Origin of the sequence: Bradyrhizobium sp. NDS-1, assembly GCF_032918005.1 — a bacterium.
GTDB classification, from domain to species: domain Bacteria; phylum Pseudomonadota; class Alphaproteobacteria; order Rhizobiales; family Xanthobacteraceae; genus Bradyrhizobium; species Bradyrhizobium tunisiense.
Genome location: NZ_CP136628.1, coordinates 3,434,762 through 3,451,896 on the forward strand (window position 1 = coordinate 3,434,762; position 17,135 = coordinate 3,451,896).

Consider the following 17,135-nt stretch of genomic DNA (forward strand, 5'->3'; position numbering starts at 1 on the left):
CGGCTATGGCAATCGGAAAGCGTTTGAACAAAGCCCGCGAAGGTGTTGATCGCGAAAAGCTTTATCCGCTCGCGGACGCCATCAAGATGGTCAAGGAACGCGCGAAAGCGAAGTTCGACGAGACCATCGAGGTCGCGATCAACCTCGGCGTTGATCCGCGTCACGCCGACCAGATGGTCCGTGGTGTCGTCACCCTGCCGAACGGCACGGGCCGTACGCTCCGCGTCGGTGTGTTCGCCCGTGGTGCCAAGGCTGATGAGGCCAAGGCTGCGGGTGCCGACGTCGTCGGCGCCGAAGACCTGGTCGAGAAGGTGCAGAACGGCTCGATCGATTTCGACCGCTGCATCGCCACCCCCGACATGATGCCGCTGGTCGGTCGCCTCGGTAAGGTGCTCGGCCCGCGCGGCCTGATGCCGAACCCGAAGATCGGCACCGTGACCATGGACGTCACCGGTGCGGTGAAGGGTGCCAAGGGCGGCTCGGTCGAGTTCCGCGTCGAGAAGGCCGGCATCCTGCAGGCCGGCGTCGGCAAGGCCTCGTTCACCGAGGAGAAGCTGGTCGAGAACATCAAGGCCCTGGCTGACGCTGTCACCAAGGCCAAGCCGGCCGGCTCCAAGGGCACCTACATCCAGCGCGTTGCCGTGTCCTCGACGATGGGCCCGGGCGTGAAGGTCGAGCCGGGCACCGTTCTCGGCTGAGGTTTGGAAATTGCATGCGGCGAGGGGCGGAATCGGGCAGCCGATTCCGCCCCTCGTCGTTTGTGAAGGCTTTCACCGGAAACAAGAACAATGGCTGACAAGGTCCTGATCTATTCGCGCTTTCCCAAGTCGATGATGGCGCGCTTCGCCGAGCGGTTCGATCTGCTCGACACCGGCGGCAAGCCCGCGAGGGAGGTGTTTTCGGCCGACGAACTCGGCGGGGTCCGCGCGATGTTGACGGCGGGCGGCACGCCGCTCGGTGCGGAAGCGATGGATCTCTTCCCAAAGCTCGGCGCCATCGTCTGCTACGGCACGGGCTATGACGGTGTCGATCTGAAGGCGGCAGCCAGCCGCAACATCGCGGTCGGCCACAGCCCCGGCGCCAATGCGGCCTCGGTCGCCGATATCGCGATGACCCTGATGCTGGCGACGACGCGGCGGATCCTGGTCGCCGACCGGTACGTCCGCAGTGGCGACTGGGCCGCCTCGAAACAATCTCCGATGATGCGCCCGCAGGCCGGGATGCCCGGCCGCCGCATCGGCGTCTACGGGATGGGCGAGATCGGCCGCAAGATCGCGGCGCGCTGCGCCGCTTTCGAGAGCGAGGTCGGCTATTTCAGCCGGAGCAAATACGATCTGCCCTATCAATATTTCCCGTCGCTGGAGGCGCTGGCTGACTGGTGCAGCGTGCTGATGGTCGCGGTGCGGGCGGGGGCCGAGACCCAGCATGTCGTCAACGCCGACATCCTGAAGCGGCTCGGGGCGGACGGCTACGTCGTCAACATCTCCCGCGGTTCCGTGATCGACGAGAATGCCCTTGTGGCGGCCCTGACCGAGAAGACCATCGCCGGCGCTGGCCTCGACGTCTTCGAGACGGAACCGCACGCGCCCGATGCGCTGACCGCGCTCTCCAACGTGGTGTTCGCCCCGCATATCGGCGGTCACACGCTCGAATCGCACGTTGCCATGCAAGCCTGCGTGCTGGCGAACCTGACCGCGTTCTTCGAGGGCAAGCCGCTGCCCTACGCGGTCAAATCGGCCTGAATCGGTCTTTATCGGCCCAGGTCAAGCCCCGCCGGCAACAGATTGGAACTGGTGTGAATTTTGCTCTTGGCAAGCAGGCTCCGAGCGGTTAAAGAGCCGCTTCCGGACGTGCCGGCCTCGGCTGGCGTGTTCGTGCACGCATTCAGAAAACCCGACACGACAGGAGATCATTCCTTTTCAGGACGTCCGCGAGGATTTGCCCGAAAAGGAAGGAAAACCCGTCGGTTGGTGGAATGCGGGCAGAGGTCGGACGGTTCGCCGGCTGACCTTGTCCTGTCCAAGACTGCAGGCGCCCGCGAGGAATTTCGATTTCTCAATGGCTTAATTGCATGGCCTGCATAGACGGGTGAAGACCGGATTTCACTTCGCATCCAGCTTTAGGGCTGGTTCGCGAAACGGGTCTGGTTCGGACCTCGACACGCCGTGGGCCCAAGGGCTCCCGGAGGGCAGGCTTTGAATCGTCGTTTTGCCCGGCGTGTCCTGGGGGGATTTGCCCCCGAGGTTCAGGTTTGGGTGGGACGATGGGTGCAACCCGGCGGTCCCGCTTCCCGCGATGACCGCCAACCGGAGAGAGCTTGCTGTGGAACGAGCGGCAAAAAAAGAGGCGGTCGAACAGCTCAATGAGGTCTTCAAGACCACGAGCGTCGCGGTCGTTGCTCAATATTCCGGCCTGACCGTTGCCCAGATGCAGAAGCTGCGCATGCAGATGAAGCAGGCTGGTGCCTCGGTGAAGGTCTCGAAGAACCGTCTCGCCAAAATTGCTCTTGAAGGCACTGACGTCGTTGCCATCGGCCCCATGCTGAAGGGACCGACCGTGATCGCCACTTCGAACGATCCGGTAGCGGCGCCAAAGGTCGCCATCGAATTCGCCAAGACGAACGAAAAGTTCGTCATCGTCGGCGGCTCGATGGGGAAGACCGTCCTGAATGTCGACGGCGTGAAGGCGCTTGCCTCGCTGCCGTCGCTTGATGAACTGCGCGCCAAGATCGTCGGCCTGCTTGTGGCCCCGGCGACCAAGATCGCTCAGCTCGCCAATGCGCCCGCGGGCAAGCTCGCGCGCGTCATCCAGGCTCATGCCTCAAAGGGCGAAGCGGCCTGACGCCCTTCGCAAAACTCAAACCCGAACCAGACTTACACGTAAGGAAACTGAACAATGGCTGACTTGCAGAAGATCGTTGACGACCTCTCGAGCCTCACCGTGCTCGAAGCTGCTGAACTGGCGAAGCTCCTCGAAGAAAAGTGGGGCGTTTCGGCTGCCGCGGCCGTCGCCGTGGCCGGCCCGGCCGGTGGTGGCGCTGCCGCCGCTCCGGCTGAAGAGAAGACCGAGTTCACGGTTGTCCTGGCCTCGGCCGGCGACAAGAAGATCGAGGTCATCAAGGAAGTCCGCGCCATCACCGGCCTGGGCCTGAAGGAAGCAAAGGACCTCGTCGAGGGCGCGCCGAAGCCTGTCAAGGAAGGCGTGAACAAGGAAGAGGCCGACAAGATCAAGATCCAGCTCGAGAAGGCTGGCGCGAAGGTCGAGCTCAAGTAAGCGGCGCTTGCTGCGAGATCCCGGGCGAGCGTCAGCGAAGCCCGGGATCTTGGCTTGCCCCTCAAAGGGGCGTGCCGGATGCAAAAGGCGTGCGACGGAACGTTCCGACGCGGGCCAAACACGAAAAAGTGTGGGGATTTGCGGGTTTCACCCTCGAATCTGCATTATTGTCGCCCCATATCGGGTCGGCAGCACGAAAGCGCGGTGGGCAGGGATGCCGGATTTCCCTGTAAGCCGTTGGGAGAGCAAGCTATTTCGGGCTTTTGCAGTCCGTGAAGACGATGGTTGTGACGGGCGGGCGCGCAGCAGCGCCCCGCGCGTCGTTTTGCGTTTTGAAGGTCTGAAGAACAGATTCAGGACATTCTCGCCTGAAACTGAGTCTCCGGTCCCCAAAACGGGTTCGAAAAATTCAACCCGGGGAGCGGTGGCAGCCGCGTCCCGGACGGCGCGCCCGGAGCGGGCGACGAAAATGAGAGGCCACGATGGCGCAGCAGACATTCACCGGTCGCAAACGCGTTCGCAAATTTTTCGGACACATCAAGGAAGTCGCCGAGATGCCGAACCTCATCGAGGTTCAGAAGGCGTCCTATGACCAGTTCCTGATGGTCGATGAACCGCAGGGTGGCCGTCTCGACGAGGGTCTGCAGGCGGTCTTCCGCTCGGTGTTTCCGATCTCCGACTTCTCGGGCACCTCCATGCTGGAATTCGTCCGCTACGAGTTCGAGCAGCCGAAATACGACGTCGACGAGTGCCGTCAGCGCGGCATGACCTTCGCGGCCCCCCTCAAGGTGACGCTGCGCCTCATCGTGTTCGATATCGACGAGGAAACCGGCGCGAAGTCGGTCAAGGACATCAAGGAGCAGGACGTCTACATGGGCGACATCCCGCTCATGACGATGAACGGCACCTTCATCGTCAACGGCACCGAGCGCGTCATCGTCTCGCAGATGCACCGCTCGCCCGGCGTGTTCTTCGACCACGACAAGGGCAAGACCCATTCCTCGGGCAAGCTGCTGTTCGCCGCCCGCGTGATCCCGTATCGCGGCTCCTGGCTCGACATCGAGTTCGACGCCAAGGACATCGTCTATGCGCGTATCGACCGTCGCCGCAAGATTCCGGTGACCTCGCTGATGTTCGCCCTCGGCCTCGACGGCGAGGCGATCCTGTCCACCTTCTACAAGAAGATCCTCTACAAGCGGACCAAGGAAGGCTGGCGCGTTCCGTTCGACGCCAACCGTTTCCGCGGCTACTCGACCGTCAACGATCTGATCGACGCCGACACCGGCAAGGTCGTGCTCGAGGCCGGCAAGAAGCTCACCGTCCGTGCCGCCCGCCAGCTCCAGGAGAAGGGGCTGAAGGCGTTGCGCATGTCCGATGAGGAGCTGGTCGGCAACTACATCGCCGAGGACCTCGTCAATCCGAAGACCGGTGAGATCCACGCCGAGGCCGGCGAGGAAATCACCGACAAGTCGATGAAGGTGCTCAACGAGCACGGCTACAAGGAATTGCCGCTGCTCGACATCGACCACGTCAATGTCGGTCCCTATATCCGCAACACGCTCTCGGCCGACAAGAACATGACGCGCGAAGATGCGCTGTTCGACATCTACCGCGTGATGCGTCCGGGCGAGCCGCCGACGCTGGATTCGGCGCAGGCCATGTTCCAGTCGCTGTTCTTCGACGCCGAACGCTACGACCTCTCCGCGGTCGGCCGCGTCAAGATGAACATGCGCCTCGACCTCGATGCGCCCGACACCCAGCGCACGCTGCGCAAGGAAGACATCCTCTCCGTCATCAAGACGCTGGTGGATCTGCGCGACGGCAAGGGCGAGATCGACGACATCGACCATCTCGGCAACCGCCGTGTGCGCTCGGTCGGCGAGCTCATGGAGAACCAGTACCGCATCGGCCTCCTGCGCATGGAGCGCGCGATCAAGGAGCGCATGTCCTCGGTCGACATCGACACGGTCATGCCGCAGGACCTGATCAACGCGAAGCCGGCGGCTGCCGCCGTGCGCGAGTTCTTCGGCTCCTCGCAGCTCTCGCAGTTCATGGACCAGACCAACCCGCTGTCGGAGATCACCCACAAGCGCCGCCTGTCGGCACTTGGACCGGGCGGTCTGACCCGCGAGCGCGCCGGCTTCGAGGTGCGCGACGTGCATCCGACGCATTACGGCCGCATCTGCCCGATCGAGACGCCGGAAGGTCCGAATATCGGCCTGATCAACTCGCTCGCGACCTTCGCGCGCGTGAACAAGTACGGCTTCGTCGAGACGCCGTATCGCAAGGTCAAGGACGGCCGCGTCACCGACGAGGTCGTCTATCTCTCGGCGATGGAAGAGGGCCGCTACACGGTCGCGCAGGCCAACGTGCCGCTCGACCCGAAGGGCCGCTTCACCGAAGACCTCGTGGTCTGCCGTCACGCCGGCGAAGTCTTGCCGGTGACGCCGGACAAGGTCGACTACATGGACGTGTCGCCGAAGCAGCTCGTCTCCGTCGCCGCGGCCCTGATCCCGTTCCTCGAGAACGACGACGCCAACCGCGCGCTGATGGGCTCGAACATGCAGCGCCAGGCGGTGCCGCTGGTTCGCGCCGAGGCGCCGTTCGTCGGTACCGGCATGGAAGGCGTGGTTGCGCGTGACTCGGGTGCCGCGATCGCGGCGCGCCGTTCGGGCGTGATCGACCAGATCGACGCCACCCGCGTCGTCATCCGCGCCACGGAAGATCTCGATCCGACCAAGTCGGGCGTCGATATCTACCGTCTGATGAAGTACCAGCGCTCCAACCAGTCGACCTGCATCAACCAGCGTCCGCTGGTGAAGGTCGGTGACATCGTCAAGAAGGGCGACATCATCGCCGACGGTCCGTCCACCGATCTCGGCGAGCTCGCGCTCGGGCGGAACGTGCTCGTCGCGTTCATGCCGTGGAACGGCTACAACTTCGAAGACTCGATCCTGCTCTCCGAGCGGATCGTGAAGGAAGACGTCTTCACCTCGATCCACATCGAGGAGTTCGAGGTGATGGCCCGCGACACTAAGCTCGGCCCCGAGGAAATCACCCGCGACATTCCGAACGTCTCGGAAGAAGCGCTGAAGAACCTCGACGAAGCCGGTATCGTCTACATCGGTGCGGAAGTGCGCGCCGGCGACATCCTGGTCGGCAAGATCACGCCGAAGGGCGAGAGCCCGATGACGCCGGAAGAAAAGCTCCTGCGCGCCATCTTCGGCGAGAAGGCCTCCGACGTTCGCGATACCTCGCTGCGCGTTCCGCCGGGCGTGCAGGGCACGATCGTGGAAGTGCGCGTGTTCAACCGTCACGGCGTCGACAAGGACGAGCGTGCGCTGGCGATCGAGCGGGAAGAGATCGAGCGTCTGGCCAAGGACCGCGACGACGAGCAGGCGATCCTGGACCGCAACGTCTACAACCGTCTTGCCGAGCTCCTCGAGGGGCGGCAGGGCATTGCAGGTCCCAAGGGCTTCAAGAAGGACACCAAGATCACCCGTGCGGTGCTCGAGGAGTACCCGAAGTCGCAATGGTGGCTGTTCGCTTCGCCGAACGACAAGCTGATGGCCGAGATCGAGGCCATGCGGAAGCAGTACGACGAGTCGAAGAAGGGGCTTGAACAGCGCTTCCTCGACAAGGTCGAAAAGCTTCAGCGCGGTGACGAATTGCCGCCCGGCGTGATGAAGATGGTCAAGGTCTTCGTCGCGGTGAAGCGCAAGATCCAGCCCGGCGACAAGATGGCCGGCCGCCACGGCAACAAGGGCGTGGTGTCGAAGATCGTGCCGATCGAGGACATGCCGTTCCTCGAAGACGGCACGCACGCCGACATCGTGCTCAATCCGCTCGGCGTGCCCTCGCGCATGAACGTCGGACAGATCCTCGAGACCCATCTCGGCTGGGCCTGCGCCGGACTCGGCAAGCGTATCGGCCAGACGGTAGATGCCTATCTGTCGAAGCAGGACATCAAGCCTCTGAAGGAAACCTTGAAGAAGGTCTACGGCGAGGACGAGACGATCAAGTCGCTCAACGACAACGAACTGATCGAGCTCGGCCACAACCTCAGCCGCGGCGTGCCGATCGCGACGCCGGTGTTCGACGGCGCCAAGGAGGCGGACATCGAGGAGATGCTGAAGCTTGCCGGTCTGGACGCTTCGGGCCAGTCGACCGTCTATGACGGCCGCACCGGCGATCCGTTCGATCGCAAGGTGACGGTCGGCTACATCTACATGCTCAAGCTGCACCATCTGGTCGACGACAAGATCCACGCGCGTTCGATCGGTCCGTACTCGCTCGTCACCCAGCAGCCGCTGGGCGGCAAGGCGCAGTTCGGCGGCCAGCGCTTCGGCGAAATGGAGGTGTGGGCGCTCGAGGCCTACGGCGCGGCGTACACGCTCCAGGAGATGCTGACGGTGAAGTCGGACGACGTCGCCGGCCGTACCAAGGTGTACGAGGCGATCGTGCGCGGCGACGACACGTTCGAGGCCGGTATTCCGGAATCGTTCAACGTGCTGGTCAAGGAAATGCGCTCGCTCGGCCTCAACGTCGACCTGCACAACTCCAAGGTTGGACCGGCGCCGACGTCGGAAGCGGCCGAGTAATTCGACCTGTCATGCCCGGCCTTCCAGGCCGGGCACCGGCGCCCCGTCCGAGGCCTTGAGGGCAGGGCGCCTGCTCGAGTGATTTTCGAATTTGCGGCCGGAGGCGACCGGCACGCGAGGAGAAGACGATGAACCAAGAAATTATGAATCTCTTCAACCCGACGACGCCGGCTCAGGTCTTCGACCAGATCCGGATCTCGATCGCGTCTCCAGAGAAGATTCTGTCCTGGTCCTACGGCGAGATCAAGAAGCCGGAGACCATCAATTACCGTACCTTCAAGCCCGAGCGCGACGGCCTGTTCTGCGCCCGCATCTTCGGGCCGATCAAGGATTACGAGTGCTTGTGCGGCAAGTACAAGCGCATGAAGTACAAGGGCATCATCTGCGAGAAGTGCTCGGTCGAGGTCACGCTGTCGCGCGTCCGGCGCGAGCGCATGGGCCATATCGAGCTCGCAGCCCCCGTCGCCCACATCTGGTTCCTGAAGTCGCTGCCCTCGCGCATCGGCCTCCTGCTCGACATGACGCTGAAGGATCTCGAGCGGATCCTCTATTTCGAATACTACGTCGTGCTCGAGCCGGGCCTCACCGCGCTGAAGGACCGCCAGCTGCTGTCGGAAGACGAGTATCTGAAGGCGCAGGACGAGTACGGTCAGGACTCCTTCACCGCCATGATCGGCGCCGAAGCGATCCGCGAGCTGCTCAAGGGCATGGACCTCGAGAAGCTCGAGGCTTCCCTGCGCATCGAGATGCAGGAGACAGACTCCGACATCAAGCACAAGAAGCTCGCCAAGCGCCTGAAGATCGTGGAAGCGTTCCGCCACTCCGGCAACAAGCCGGAATGGATGATCATGACCGTGGTTCCGGTGATTCCGCCGGACCTGCGTCCGCTCGTGCCGCTCGACGGCGGCCGCTTCGCGACCTCGGACCTCAACGACCTCTACCGCCGCGTCATCAACCGCAACAACCGCTTGAAGCGGCTGATGGAGCTGCGCGCGCCCGACATCATCATCCGCAACGAGAAGCGCATGCTTCAGGAAGCGGTCGATGCGCTGTTCGACAACGGACGCCGCGGCCGCGTCATCACGGGTGCCAACAAGCGCCCGCTGAAGTCGCTCGCCGACATGCTCAAGGGCAAGCAGGGCCGTTTCCGCCAGAACCTGCTCGGCAAGCGCGTCGACTATTCGGGCCGTTCGGTGATCGTGGTCGGTCCCGAGCTGCGCCTGCATCAGTGCGGCCTGCCGAAGAAGATGGCGCTCGAGCTGTTCAAGCCGTTCATCTATTCGCGGCTTGACGCCAAGGGCCTGTCCACCACCGTGAAGCAGGCCAAGAAACTGGTCGAGAAGGAGCGGCCCGAGGTCTGGGACATCCTGGACGAGGTCATCCGCGAGCATCCGGTGCTGCTGAACCGCGCACCGACGCTGCATCGTCTCGGCATCCAGGCGTTCGAGCCGGTGCTGATCGAGGGCAAGGCGATCCAGCTTCACCCGCTGGTCTGCTCCGCGTTCAACGCCGACTTCGACGGCGACCAGATGGCCGTGCACGTCCCGCTGTCGCTCGAAGCGCAGCTGGAAGCGCGCGTCCTGATGATGTCGACCAACAACATCCTGCATCCGGCCAATGGTCAGCCGATCATCGTGCCGTCGCAGGACATCGTGCTCGGTCTCTATTACGTCTCGATCATGCGCGAAGGCCTGCCCGGCGAGGGCAAGGCGTTCGGCGAGATGGCCGAGCTCGAGCACGCGCTGCACGCGAAGGTCATCCACCTCCACACCAAGATCAAGTACCGGTGGGAAGGCATCGACGAGACCGGCAAGATCTCCAAGCGCTGGATCGAGACCACCGCCGGCCGCGTCATGCTCGGCAATCTGCTGCCGAAGAATCCGCGCGTCCCGTACGAGATCATCAACAAGCTGATGACCAAGCGCGAGATCTCCGGCGTCATCGACCAGGTCTACCGCCACTGCGGCCAGAAGGAGACGGTGATCTTCTGCGACCGCATCATGGCGCTCGGCTTCTACAACGCGTTCAAGGCGGGCATCTCGTTCGGCAAGGACGACATGGTCGTGCCGAACTCCAAGTGGAAGATCGTCGACACCACCCGTACGCTGGCGAAGGATTTCGAGCAGCAGTACAACGACGGCCTGATCACCCATGGCGAGAAGTACAACAAGGTCGTCGACGCCTGGTCGAAGGCCACGGAAGAAATCGCCAAGGCGATGATGAAGGAGATCTCCTCCACCAAGAAGACGGCGAGTGGAGCGGACGCCGACATCAACTCGATCTACATGATGGCCCACTCCGGCGCCCGCGGTTCGCCGGCCCAGATGCGCCAGCTCGCCGGCATGCGCGGCCTGATGGCCAAGCCGTCGGGTGAGATCATCGAGACGCCGATCATCTCGAACTTCAAGGAAGGCCTCTCGGTTCTCGAGTACTTCAACTCGACCCACGGCGCCCGCAAGGGCCTCGCGGACACCGCGTTGAAGACCGCGAACTCGGGCTATCTGACCCGTCGTCTGGTCGACGTCGCGCAGGACTGCATCATCACGCAGAGCGACTGCGGCACCAAGCTCGGCATCAAGATGCGCGCCATCGTCGATGCCGGCACCGTGGTTGCTTCGCTGGGTTCGCGCATCCTCGGACGCACGGCCTGCGAAGACATCCGGGACAGCTCGGGCAAGGTGATCATCAAGCGCGATACGCTGATGGAAGAAAGCCATCTGGACGCCATCCAGCAGGGTGGTGTGCAGGAGGTGAAGATCCGCTCGGCTCTGACCTGCGAGCTCGTCAACGGCATCTGCGGCAAGTGCTACGGCCGCGACCTCGCCCGCGGCACGCCGGTCAACCACGGCGAAGCGGTCGGCGTCATCGCGGCGCAGTCGATCGGCGAGCCGGGCACCCAGCTCACCATGCGTACCTTCCACATCGGTGGTGCGGCGCAGCTCAACGAGCAGTCGTTCGTCGAAGCCAATTTCGACGGCAAGATCGTGATCAGGAACAAGGCCATCGCCCGCAACAGCGAAGGTCACCTGGTCGCGATGGTGCGCAATATGGTGGTGGCGATCGTCGATGCCGACGGCACCGAGCGTGCGACGCACCGCGTCCAGTACGGCTCGCGTCTGCACGTCGACGAAGGCGACATGGTCAAGCGCGGCCAGCGCATCGTCGAGTGGGACCCCTACACCCGTCCGCTTCTCACCGAGGTCGAAGGTACCATCGGCTTCGAGGACCTGATCGAGGGTCTGTCGATCTCGGAAACGCTGGACGAGGCCACCGGCATCGCCAAGCGCGTGGTCATCGACTGGCGCTCGACGCGCGGCGGCGGGGACCTGCGTCCCGCCATCGTGGTCAAGGGCAAGGACGGCAAGGTGCTCAAGCTCGCCCGTGGCGGCGATGCCCGCTACATGCTGTCGGTTGACGGCATTCTGTCGGTCGACATCGGAGCCAAGGTCCAGGCGGGCGACATTCTCGCCCGTGTCTCGACCGAAAGCGCCAAGACGCGTGACATCACCGGCGGTCTGCCGCGGGTGGCGGAACTGTTCGAGGCACGGCGTCCGAAGGACGCGGCGATCATCGCCGAAATCTCGGGCACCATCCGGTTCGGGCGCGACTACAAGAACAAGCGTCGCATCTCGATCGAGCCGATGGACAAGACCGACGAGGCGCGCGAGTACCTGATCCCGAAGGGCAAGCACATCCACCTTCAGGACGGCGACGTCGTCGAAAAGGGCGACTTCATCGTGGAAGGCAACCCCGCGCCGCACGACATCCTGGCGGTCAAGGGCATCGAGGAGCTCGCGGCCTATCTGGTCAACGAGATCCAGGAGGTCTACCGGCTCCAAGGCGTGCTCATCAACGACAAGCACATCGAGGTGATCGTCCGTCAGATGCTCCAGAAGGTGGAAGTTACCGACCAGGGCGATACGGACATGATCTCGGGCGAGCAGGTCGACAAGATCGAGTTCGACGCGCTGAACGAGAAGGCCAAGGAAGAGGGCAAGAAGCCCGCCACGGGGACGCCGGTTCTGCTCGGCATCACCAAGGCGAGCCTCCAGACCCGCTCGTTCTTCTCGGCGGCCTCGTTCCAGGAGACCACCCGCGTCCTCACGGAAGCGGCGGTCAACGGCAAGGTCGATCCGCTCGAAGGCCTCAAGGAGAACGTCATCGTCGGCCGGCTGATCCCGGCAGGCACCGGCGCTTCCATGGCCAAGATCCGCGAAGTCGCCGTGAAGCGCGACAAGATGATCCTGGACGAGCGCGAGAAGCAGGCGGCCGTCGTGTCGCCCGCGCCGGAGGCGGAGCTTCCCGCACTGCCGCCCGCGGAATGATGGTTCATCCGTAGGAATACCGAGGACAATAAAAGGCCGGCGCAAGCCGGCCTTTTTGCTGCTTTCATTGCCTGCTGCGATGCGGGATCAACCTTTGTTCATCTTTCCTTCAGGCGCAAAAGCGCTTCTGCTAGGAGAGTTTAGACCGGTGGAACCCGCGACGGGGCTGGGCCGGAGACCACGGAACTCACATGCTCGATCTTGCAATCGTAGGCGGCGGCCCCGGTGGGCTGATGAGCGCCTGGTATCTGAAGCGCAAGCTTGGCGATCTCTGCCGTGTCACCATCTACGAAGCCTCCGACCGGCTCGGCGGCAAGATCGCCACGCGCAAGTTCGATTCGGCGCCTGCGATGTACGAGGCCGGCGTTGCCGAGATCTACGACTACTCGATGACCGGGCCCGACCCACTGCGCGAGCTGATTCAGCATTTCGGACTGCAGACCATTCCGATGGATGCCGAGCAGGTGCAGTTCGGCGGCGAACTGCTGAGCGACGTGCCCGGCATGCGCCGCAAATACGGCGCCAAGACCGCGGCGGCAATCGAGGCGTTCCGCAAACGTTGTGCCGAGGTGATGTCGCCGATCGAATATTACGAGGGCGTCGGCGCGCACGACAACGACAACCCCTGGGCCTACAAGACCGCCGAGCAGGTGCTCGACGAGGAGGTCGAGGACGAGACCGCAAAGCGCTTCTTCAAGGTGATGGCGCGCTCCGACATCGCGACCGAGAGTCACAACACCAACGGCCTCAACGCGCTCAAGAACTATCTGATGGATGTCGACGGCTATATTGGCCTGTATTCCATCCAGAACGGCAACGAGCAGCTGATCGAATGCCTCCAGTCGGAAGTCAACGCCGACATCCAGCTCAATCACCGCGTGCTCACCGTGGGCAAGGCGCCGTCCGGCCGCTATCAGCTCAAGATGATGAACGGCAAGGGACCCGAGACCCGCGACTTCGATCTCGTGCTGGTCTGCCTGCCGCATTCCTGGCTCGCCACCATGGGGTGGGAAGGCGAGCAGCTGCGCAGGTCGATGGTCAAGCACGTCTCCTATTTCGACCGTCCCGCGCATTACCTGCGCGTCTCGATCCTGTTCGAGACGCCGTTCTGGGGCGAGAAGATTCCCGGCGCCTGGTTTATGTCGGAAGCCTTCGGCGGCTGCTGCGTCTACAATGAGGGCGCGCGCCACGATGTCGGCAAGCACGGCGTGCTGAACTGGCTCATTCCCGGCTCCGACGCGCTGGCCTTTGCCAATCTGTCGGACCAGGAGCTGATCGACGCCGCGCTCAAGTCGCTGCCGGCTTCGCTCGGCGATGCGCGTTCGCATTTCATGGAAGGCAAGATCCATCGCTGGCTGTCGTCAGTGAACGCGATTCCGGGCGGTCTGCCCGTGCGCGACGTCATGACCAACCACCGGCCGGAGCCGAAAGAGCATCCCGGCATCGTGGTGGTCGGCGACTATCTGTTCGACTCGACGCTGAACGGCCTGCTCGATTCCTCGGACGCGGCGACCGACATCATCCTGACCGAGATGATGCGTCTGCGCCGCAAGGGCGCGCAGGATGGCAAGCCCGTCTCCGACAAGATCGACCGCGATTATTTCGAGAACTATCGGGGCCTTGGTTCCTATCACGAGGCATGGCGCCACTTCACCGACCCCGATTATCTCACCAAGCTGCTCGGCATCGTCTGGGGCAGGACCAAAGGCGCCAAGCTGCTCGTCGCTGGCTCGGCCAGCGGCGAGCTGGTCGGCGCGCTGCGCGAGCGCGGCATCGACGCCTTCGGCATCGAGAACAACCGTGCCATCCACGGAAGGACGCCGAAGGCGCTGAAGAAGTACAACAAGCTCGGCTCGATCACCGACATGCCGTTCAAGGACGGCGCGTTCGACTTCGTGTTCGAGACCAGCCTTTGCCACGTTTCCCCGAAGCAGGTGGTCCGCGCGATCAAGGAGCTGAATCGCGTGGTCAAGACCGGCCTCGTGTTCGGCTCGATCACCTCGGACATGGCTCCGGCTTTGATTGATCGCTACGATCTCCTCCGCGGGGTCAAGAAGCTCGGCACCTGGTGGGAATGGTCCGAGCTGTTCTTCGGCAATGGCTTCGACCTCGCGATGCACCGCAAGGATTGCACCGATGCGCTCTGGGAGGCGACGCTCGCCGCCAACAAGGGGCCGGGGCAGTGGTACGCCGACGCCGACAGCTTGCGCTATTCCTTCTTCGACAAGGTCGAGGACGAGGACGACGACTGAACGCTTGGCGCGAGCGCCTTCGCCAATTGTTTTTGCCGAATTCATCTTGATCGCATAGAATCGGTGCAATAGCGGTTACCGCTATCTCCTGCTTTCTCTGCGGTCATGCCGGCCGTCAGCATCGGTTGGTTTCATGGCGTCCAAGCCCCTCCCGCCCGACAAACAGAAGCTCGCTGCCGAAGAGGCGGCCGAGCTCGACGACAAGCTCGCCGCCGCCGCCAGGCCGGACCTCGAGAATGATGAGGAAGACGAGAGCGAGGACGAGCTGGGGCTCGATGATGACGATGAGGATGAAGACCTCGTCGTCTTTACGGCGCGCGAGGCCGCCGGCGCGCTCGCCACCATCGTCGGCTTCGTCAAGCCCTATCTGACCAACTACAAGCGGATGCTGTCCTACGTTGCGTTCGGCGTCTTCGTCGAGACGCTCTTCAACGTCATCATGCCGCTCAGCCTGAAGTTCCTGATCGACGACGCGCTCGGCGAGGAGGATTTTCAGGCACTTTACAAGATCCTCGGCGTGCTCGCGGTAACGGGCATCTTCACCTCGATCGTCGCGGTCTGGTACGAGCGCTGGGATGCGCGGCTGGCCGCTTGCGTCATCTCCGACATTCGCTCGCGCCTGTTCGAGCATGTCCAGGACCTGCCGGCGGCCTATTTCGGCCGCACCAAGCGCGGTGAGATCCTGTCCCGCTTCTCAGTCGACCTCTCGGCCGTCGAAGGCTCGATCAAGACCTTTGCCAACAGCGCGGCGCTGCCGTTCCTGGAGCTGATCGCCGGCATCATCCTGATGCTGTTTCTGAACTGGCAGCTCGCCGTCGTTGCGCTGCTGGTGTTCCCGATCACCCTGATCGGGCCGCGCATCCTCACGCCAAAGGCCGTGCAGGCCAATTACGAGCAGAAGCAGAACGAGAGTGCGCTGCTCGGCATGGTCCAGGAGAACGTGGCGGCGCAGGCCGTGATCAAGGCCTTCAGCCTGCAGCGCAAGATGTTCGGCTTCTTCCGGTTCCGCAACGACGAGACCCGCGACAGGATCGCTTCAGCGACCTTCCTCTCGACCATGGTGGAGCGCACGGTCACCATTTCGGTTCTGCTCCTGCACCTCGTGGTGCTCGCGATCGGCGCCTATCTGGCAACAACGGGCCAGATCACCATCGGCACCTTCGTCACCTTCGAAAGCGCGTTCTGGGAGGTCTCCTACAACATCGCCCACGTGATGCATTTCATTCCGGTGTCGATCTCCTCGGCCGCCGCGATCCGCCACATCCAGGAACTGCTCGACGAGCCCACCCGCGGCGCCGATCGTCCTGGCGCGCCCGACCTGCCGCGCATCACCAACGACATCACCTTCGATCACGTCACCTTCCAGTACGAGGGCAGTCAGACGCCGGTGCTGGATAATCTCAGTCTCAAGCTCAATGCGGGCAAGCGTATCGCGATCGTCGGCCCGAGCGGATCCGGCAAGAGCACGCTGCTCAACCTGATCCTGCGGCTGTACGTGCCCAACGAGGGGCGCGTCACCATCGACGGTGTCGACGTCCGCAAGGTGACGCTGGATTCACTACGCCGGAGCATGGCGGTGGTGTTTCAGGAGAACATGTTGTTCAACATGTCGATCCGCGAGAACATCCGGCTCGGCAAGGAGGGCGCGAGCGACGCGGAGGTGGAGGAGGCGGCCAGGAAGGCCGAGATCCACCGCTACATCATGAGCCTGCCGCAACGATACGACACACCGGTCGGCGAGCGCGGCGACACCCTGTCGGGCGGCCAGCGCCAGCGCATCGCGATCGCGCGCGCGATCATCCGCAACCCCTCGGTGCTGTTGCTGGACGAAGCGACCTCCGCTCTGGACCAGACCACGGAAGCTGCGATCAACCGGACGCTGCTCAAGGTGGCCAAGGGGCGCACCATGATCTGGTCGACCCACCGCCTGACCTCGGTGGTCGAGATGGACGAAATCATCGTGATCTCCGCGGGCAGGGCGATCGAACGCGGCTCGCATGCCCAGTTGCTCGCCAAGAACGGCATTTATCGCAAGCTGTGGAACGACCAGATCCACCAGCCGCATGGCGCGGCGGCTCACGCCGACGACGGCAGAGACGATGATGACGAAGAGGATGACGAGGACGACGACGACCGGGAGGAGTGACCCGCGCGGCACCGATTCTGTGATCCCGTCATCGATGCTCACTCGCTCCGCACGGGACGGTGAGTTCTTCGATTCGAAAACCGGGTCTGATTAACCCGCATGCGGATCGGCAGGGCGTCGAAAAAGCCCACGGCCAGCATCGGGACTGTCGGTTGAACCGGACAATCCTCCGACGATTATGACGGTGTCCCGGGGCGCCAATTGCTGCCGAAGCGAGTAGATTAACGCCTCAAAAGCAATAAAAGCCTCTCCGAGTGAAAGAAAAGTACTTTTAACCCGGATATAAATAGCCTCGCAGGCTAGCGACGTGAAGGGCGCCACCCCATATGAAGCTGGCGCGGCAAGGGCGGCAAACAGCGATTTTGACAGGCTCCTGAGCGCTTTGTGACTGTCGTTTCGCCTTGACTTGATCGATTCTCACTTATAGAAAGCGCCTCACTTAACGACAGGCGGTGAGCATCGCCAGCGTCGGAACGGGCCACCCGTTAGATCCCCAAGAACTAGATCCACAAGGACTAGATCCACAAGGGTCGCTCAA

8 protein-coding genes are annotated in these 17,135 nt (G+C 63.1%); all 8 read left to right on the forward strand.

Going from position 1 to position 17,135, the window contains the following annotated elements; translation table 11 throughout:
- Positions 1-5 precede the first annotated feature (5 nt).
- The 8 genes from rplA (at position 6) to RX330_RS16090 (ending at position 16,597) form a co-directional block, all read left to right on the forward strand.
- The gene (gene rplA, locus RX330_RS16055; protein WP_317243624.1) at positions 6-698 is read left to right on the forward strand and encodes a 50S ribosomal protein L1; all 693 of its coding nucleotides are present in this window, start codon (positions 6-8) and stop codon (positions 696-698) included.
- A 90-nt stretch (positions 699-788) separates the two neighbouring features.
- Positions 789-1,742, forward strand: coding sequence for a 2-hydroxyacid dehydrogenase (locus tag RX330_RS16060; protein WP_317243625.1), 954 nt, complete (start codon positions 789-791; stop codon positions 1,740-1,742).
- A gap of 580 nt (positions 1,743-2,322) precedes the next feature.
- On the forward strand, positions 2,323-2,841 hold the full coding sequence (rplJ, locus tag RX330_RS16065) for a 50S ribosomal protein L10 (RefSeq protein WP_212092211.1): 519 nt from the start codon (positions 2,323-2,325) through the stop codon (positions 2,839-2,841).
- Positions 2,842-2,895: 54 nt separating this feature from the next.
- Positions 2,896-3,273: a 50S ribosomal protein L7/L12 gene (rplL, locus tag RX330_RS16070; RefSeq protein WP_317243626.1), complete on the forward strand. Its 378-nt coding sequence runs from the start codon at positions 2,896-2,898 to the stop codon at positions 3,271-3,273.
- A gap of 482 nt (positions 3,274-3,755) precedes the next feature.
- Positions 3,756-7,874, forward strand: coding sequence for a DNA-directed RNA polymerase subunit beta (gene rpoB, locus RX330_RS16075; RefSeq protein WP_194402796.1), 4,119 nt, complete (start codon positions 3,756-3,758; stop codon positions 7,872-7,874).
- Between the two features lie 128 nt (positions 7,875-8,002).
- Entirely contained in the window at positions 8,003-12,199 is a 4,197-nt protein-coding gene (rpoC, locus tag RX330_RS16080) for a DNA-directed RNA polymerase subunit beta' (protein WP_212092209.1), read from the forward strand.
- Between the two features lie 191 nt (positions 12,200-12,390).
- On the forward strand, positions 12,391-14,451 hold the full coding sequence (locus tag RX330_RS16085) for an FAD-dependent oxidoreductase (RefSeq protein WP_317243628.1): 2,061 nt from the start codon (positions 12,391-12,393) through the stop codon (positions 14,449-14,451).
- A 133-nt stretch (positions 14,452-14,584) separates the two neighbouring features.
- Positions 14,585-16,597, forward strand: a complete 2,013-nt coding sequence (locus RX330_RS16090) for an ABC transporter ATP-binding protein (protein WP_212092207.1) — start codon at positions 14,585-14,587, stop codon at positions 16,595-16,597.
- Positions 16,598-17,135 lie beyond the last annotated feature (538 nt).

Coding starts and splice junctions, on each gene's coding strand:
- rpoB (WP_194402796.1), top strand. CDS start 3,756: ATGGCGCAGCAGACATTCACCGGTCGCAAACGCGTTCGCAAATTTTTC.
- RX330_RS16090 (WP_212092207.1), top strand. CDS start 14,585: ATGGCGTCCAAGCCCCTCCCGCCCGACAAACAGAAGCTCGCTGCCGAA.
- rpoC (WP_212092209.1), top strand. CDS start 8,003: ATGAACCAAGAAATTATGAATCTCTTCAACCCGACGACGCCGGCTCAG.
- RX330_RS16085 (WP_317243628.1), top strand. CDS start 12,391: ATGCTCGATCTTGCAATCGTAGGCGGCGGCCCCGGTGGGCTGATGAGC.
- rplA (WP_317243624.1), top strand. CDS start 6: ATGGCAATCGGAAAGCGTTTGAACAAAGCCCGCGAAGGTGTTGATCGC.
- RX330_RS16060 (WP_317243625.1), top strand. CDS start 789: ATGGCTGACAAGGTCCTGATCTATTCGCGCTTTCCCAAGTCGATGATG.
- rplL (WP_317243626.1), top strand. CDS start 2,896: ATGGCTGACTTGCAGAAGATCGTTGACGACCTCTCGAGCCTCACCGTG.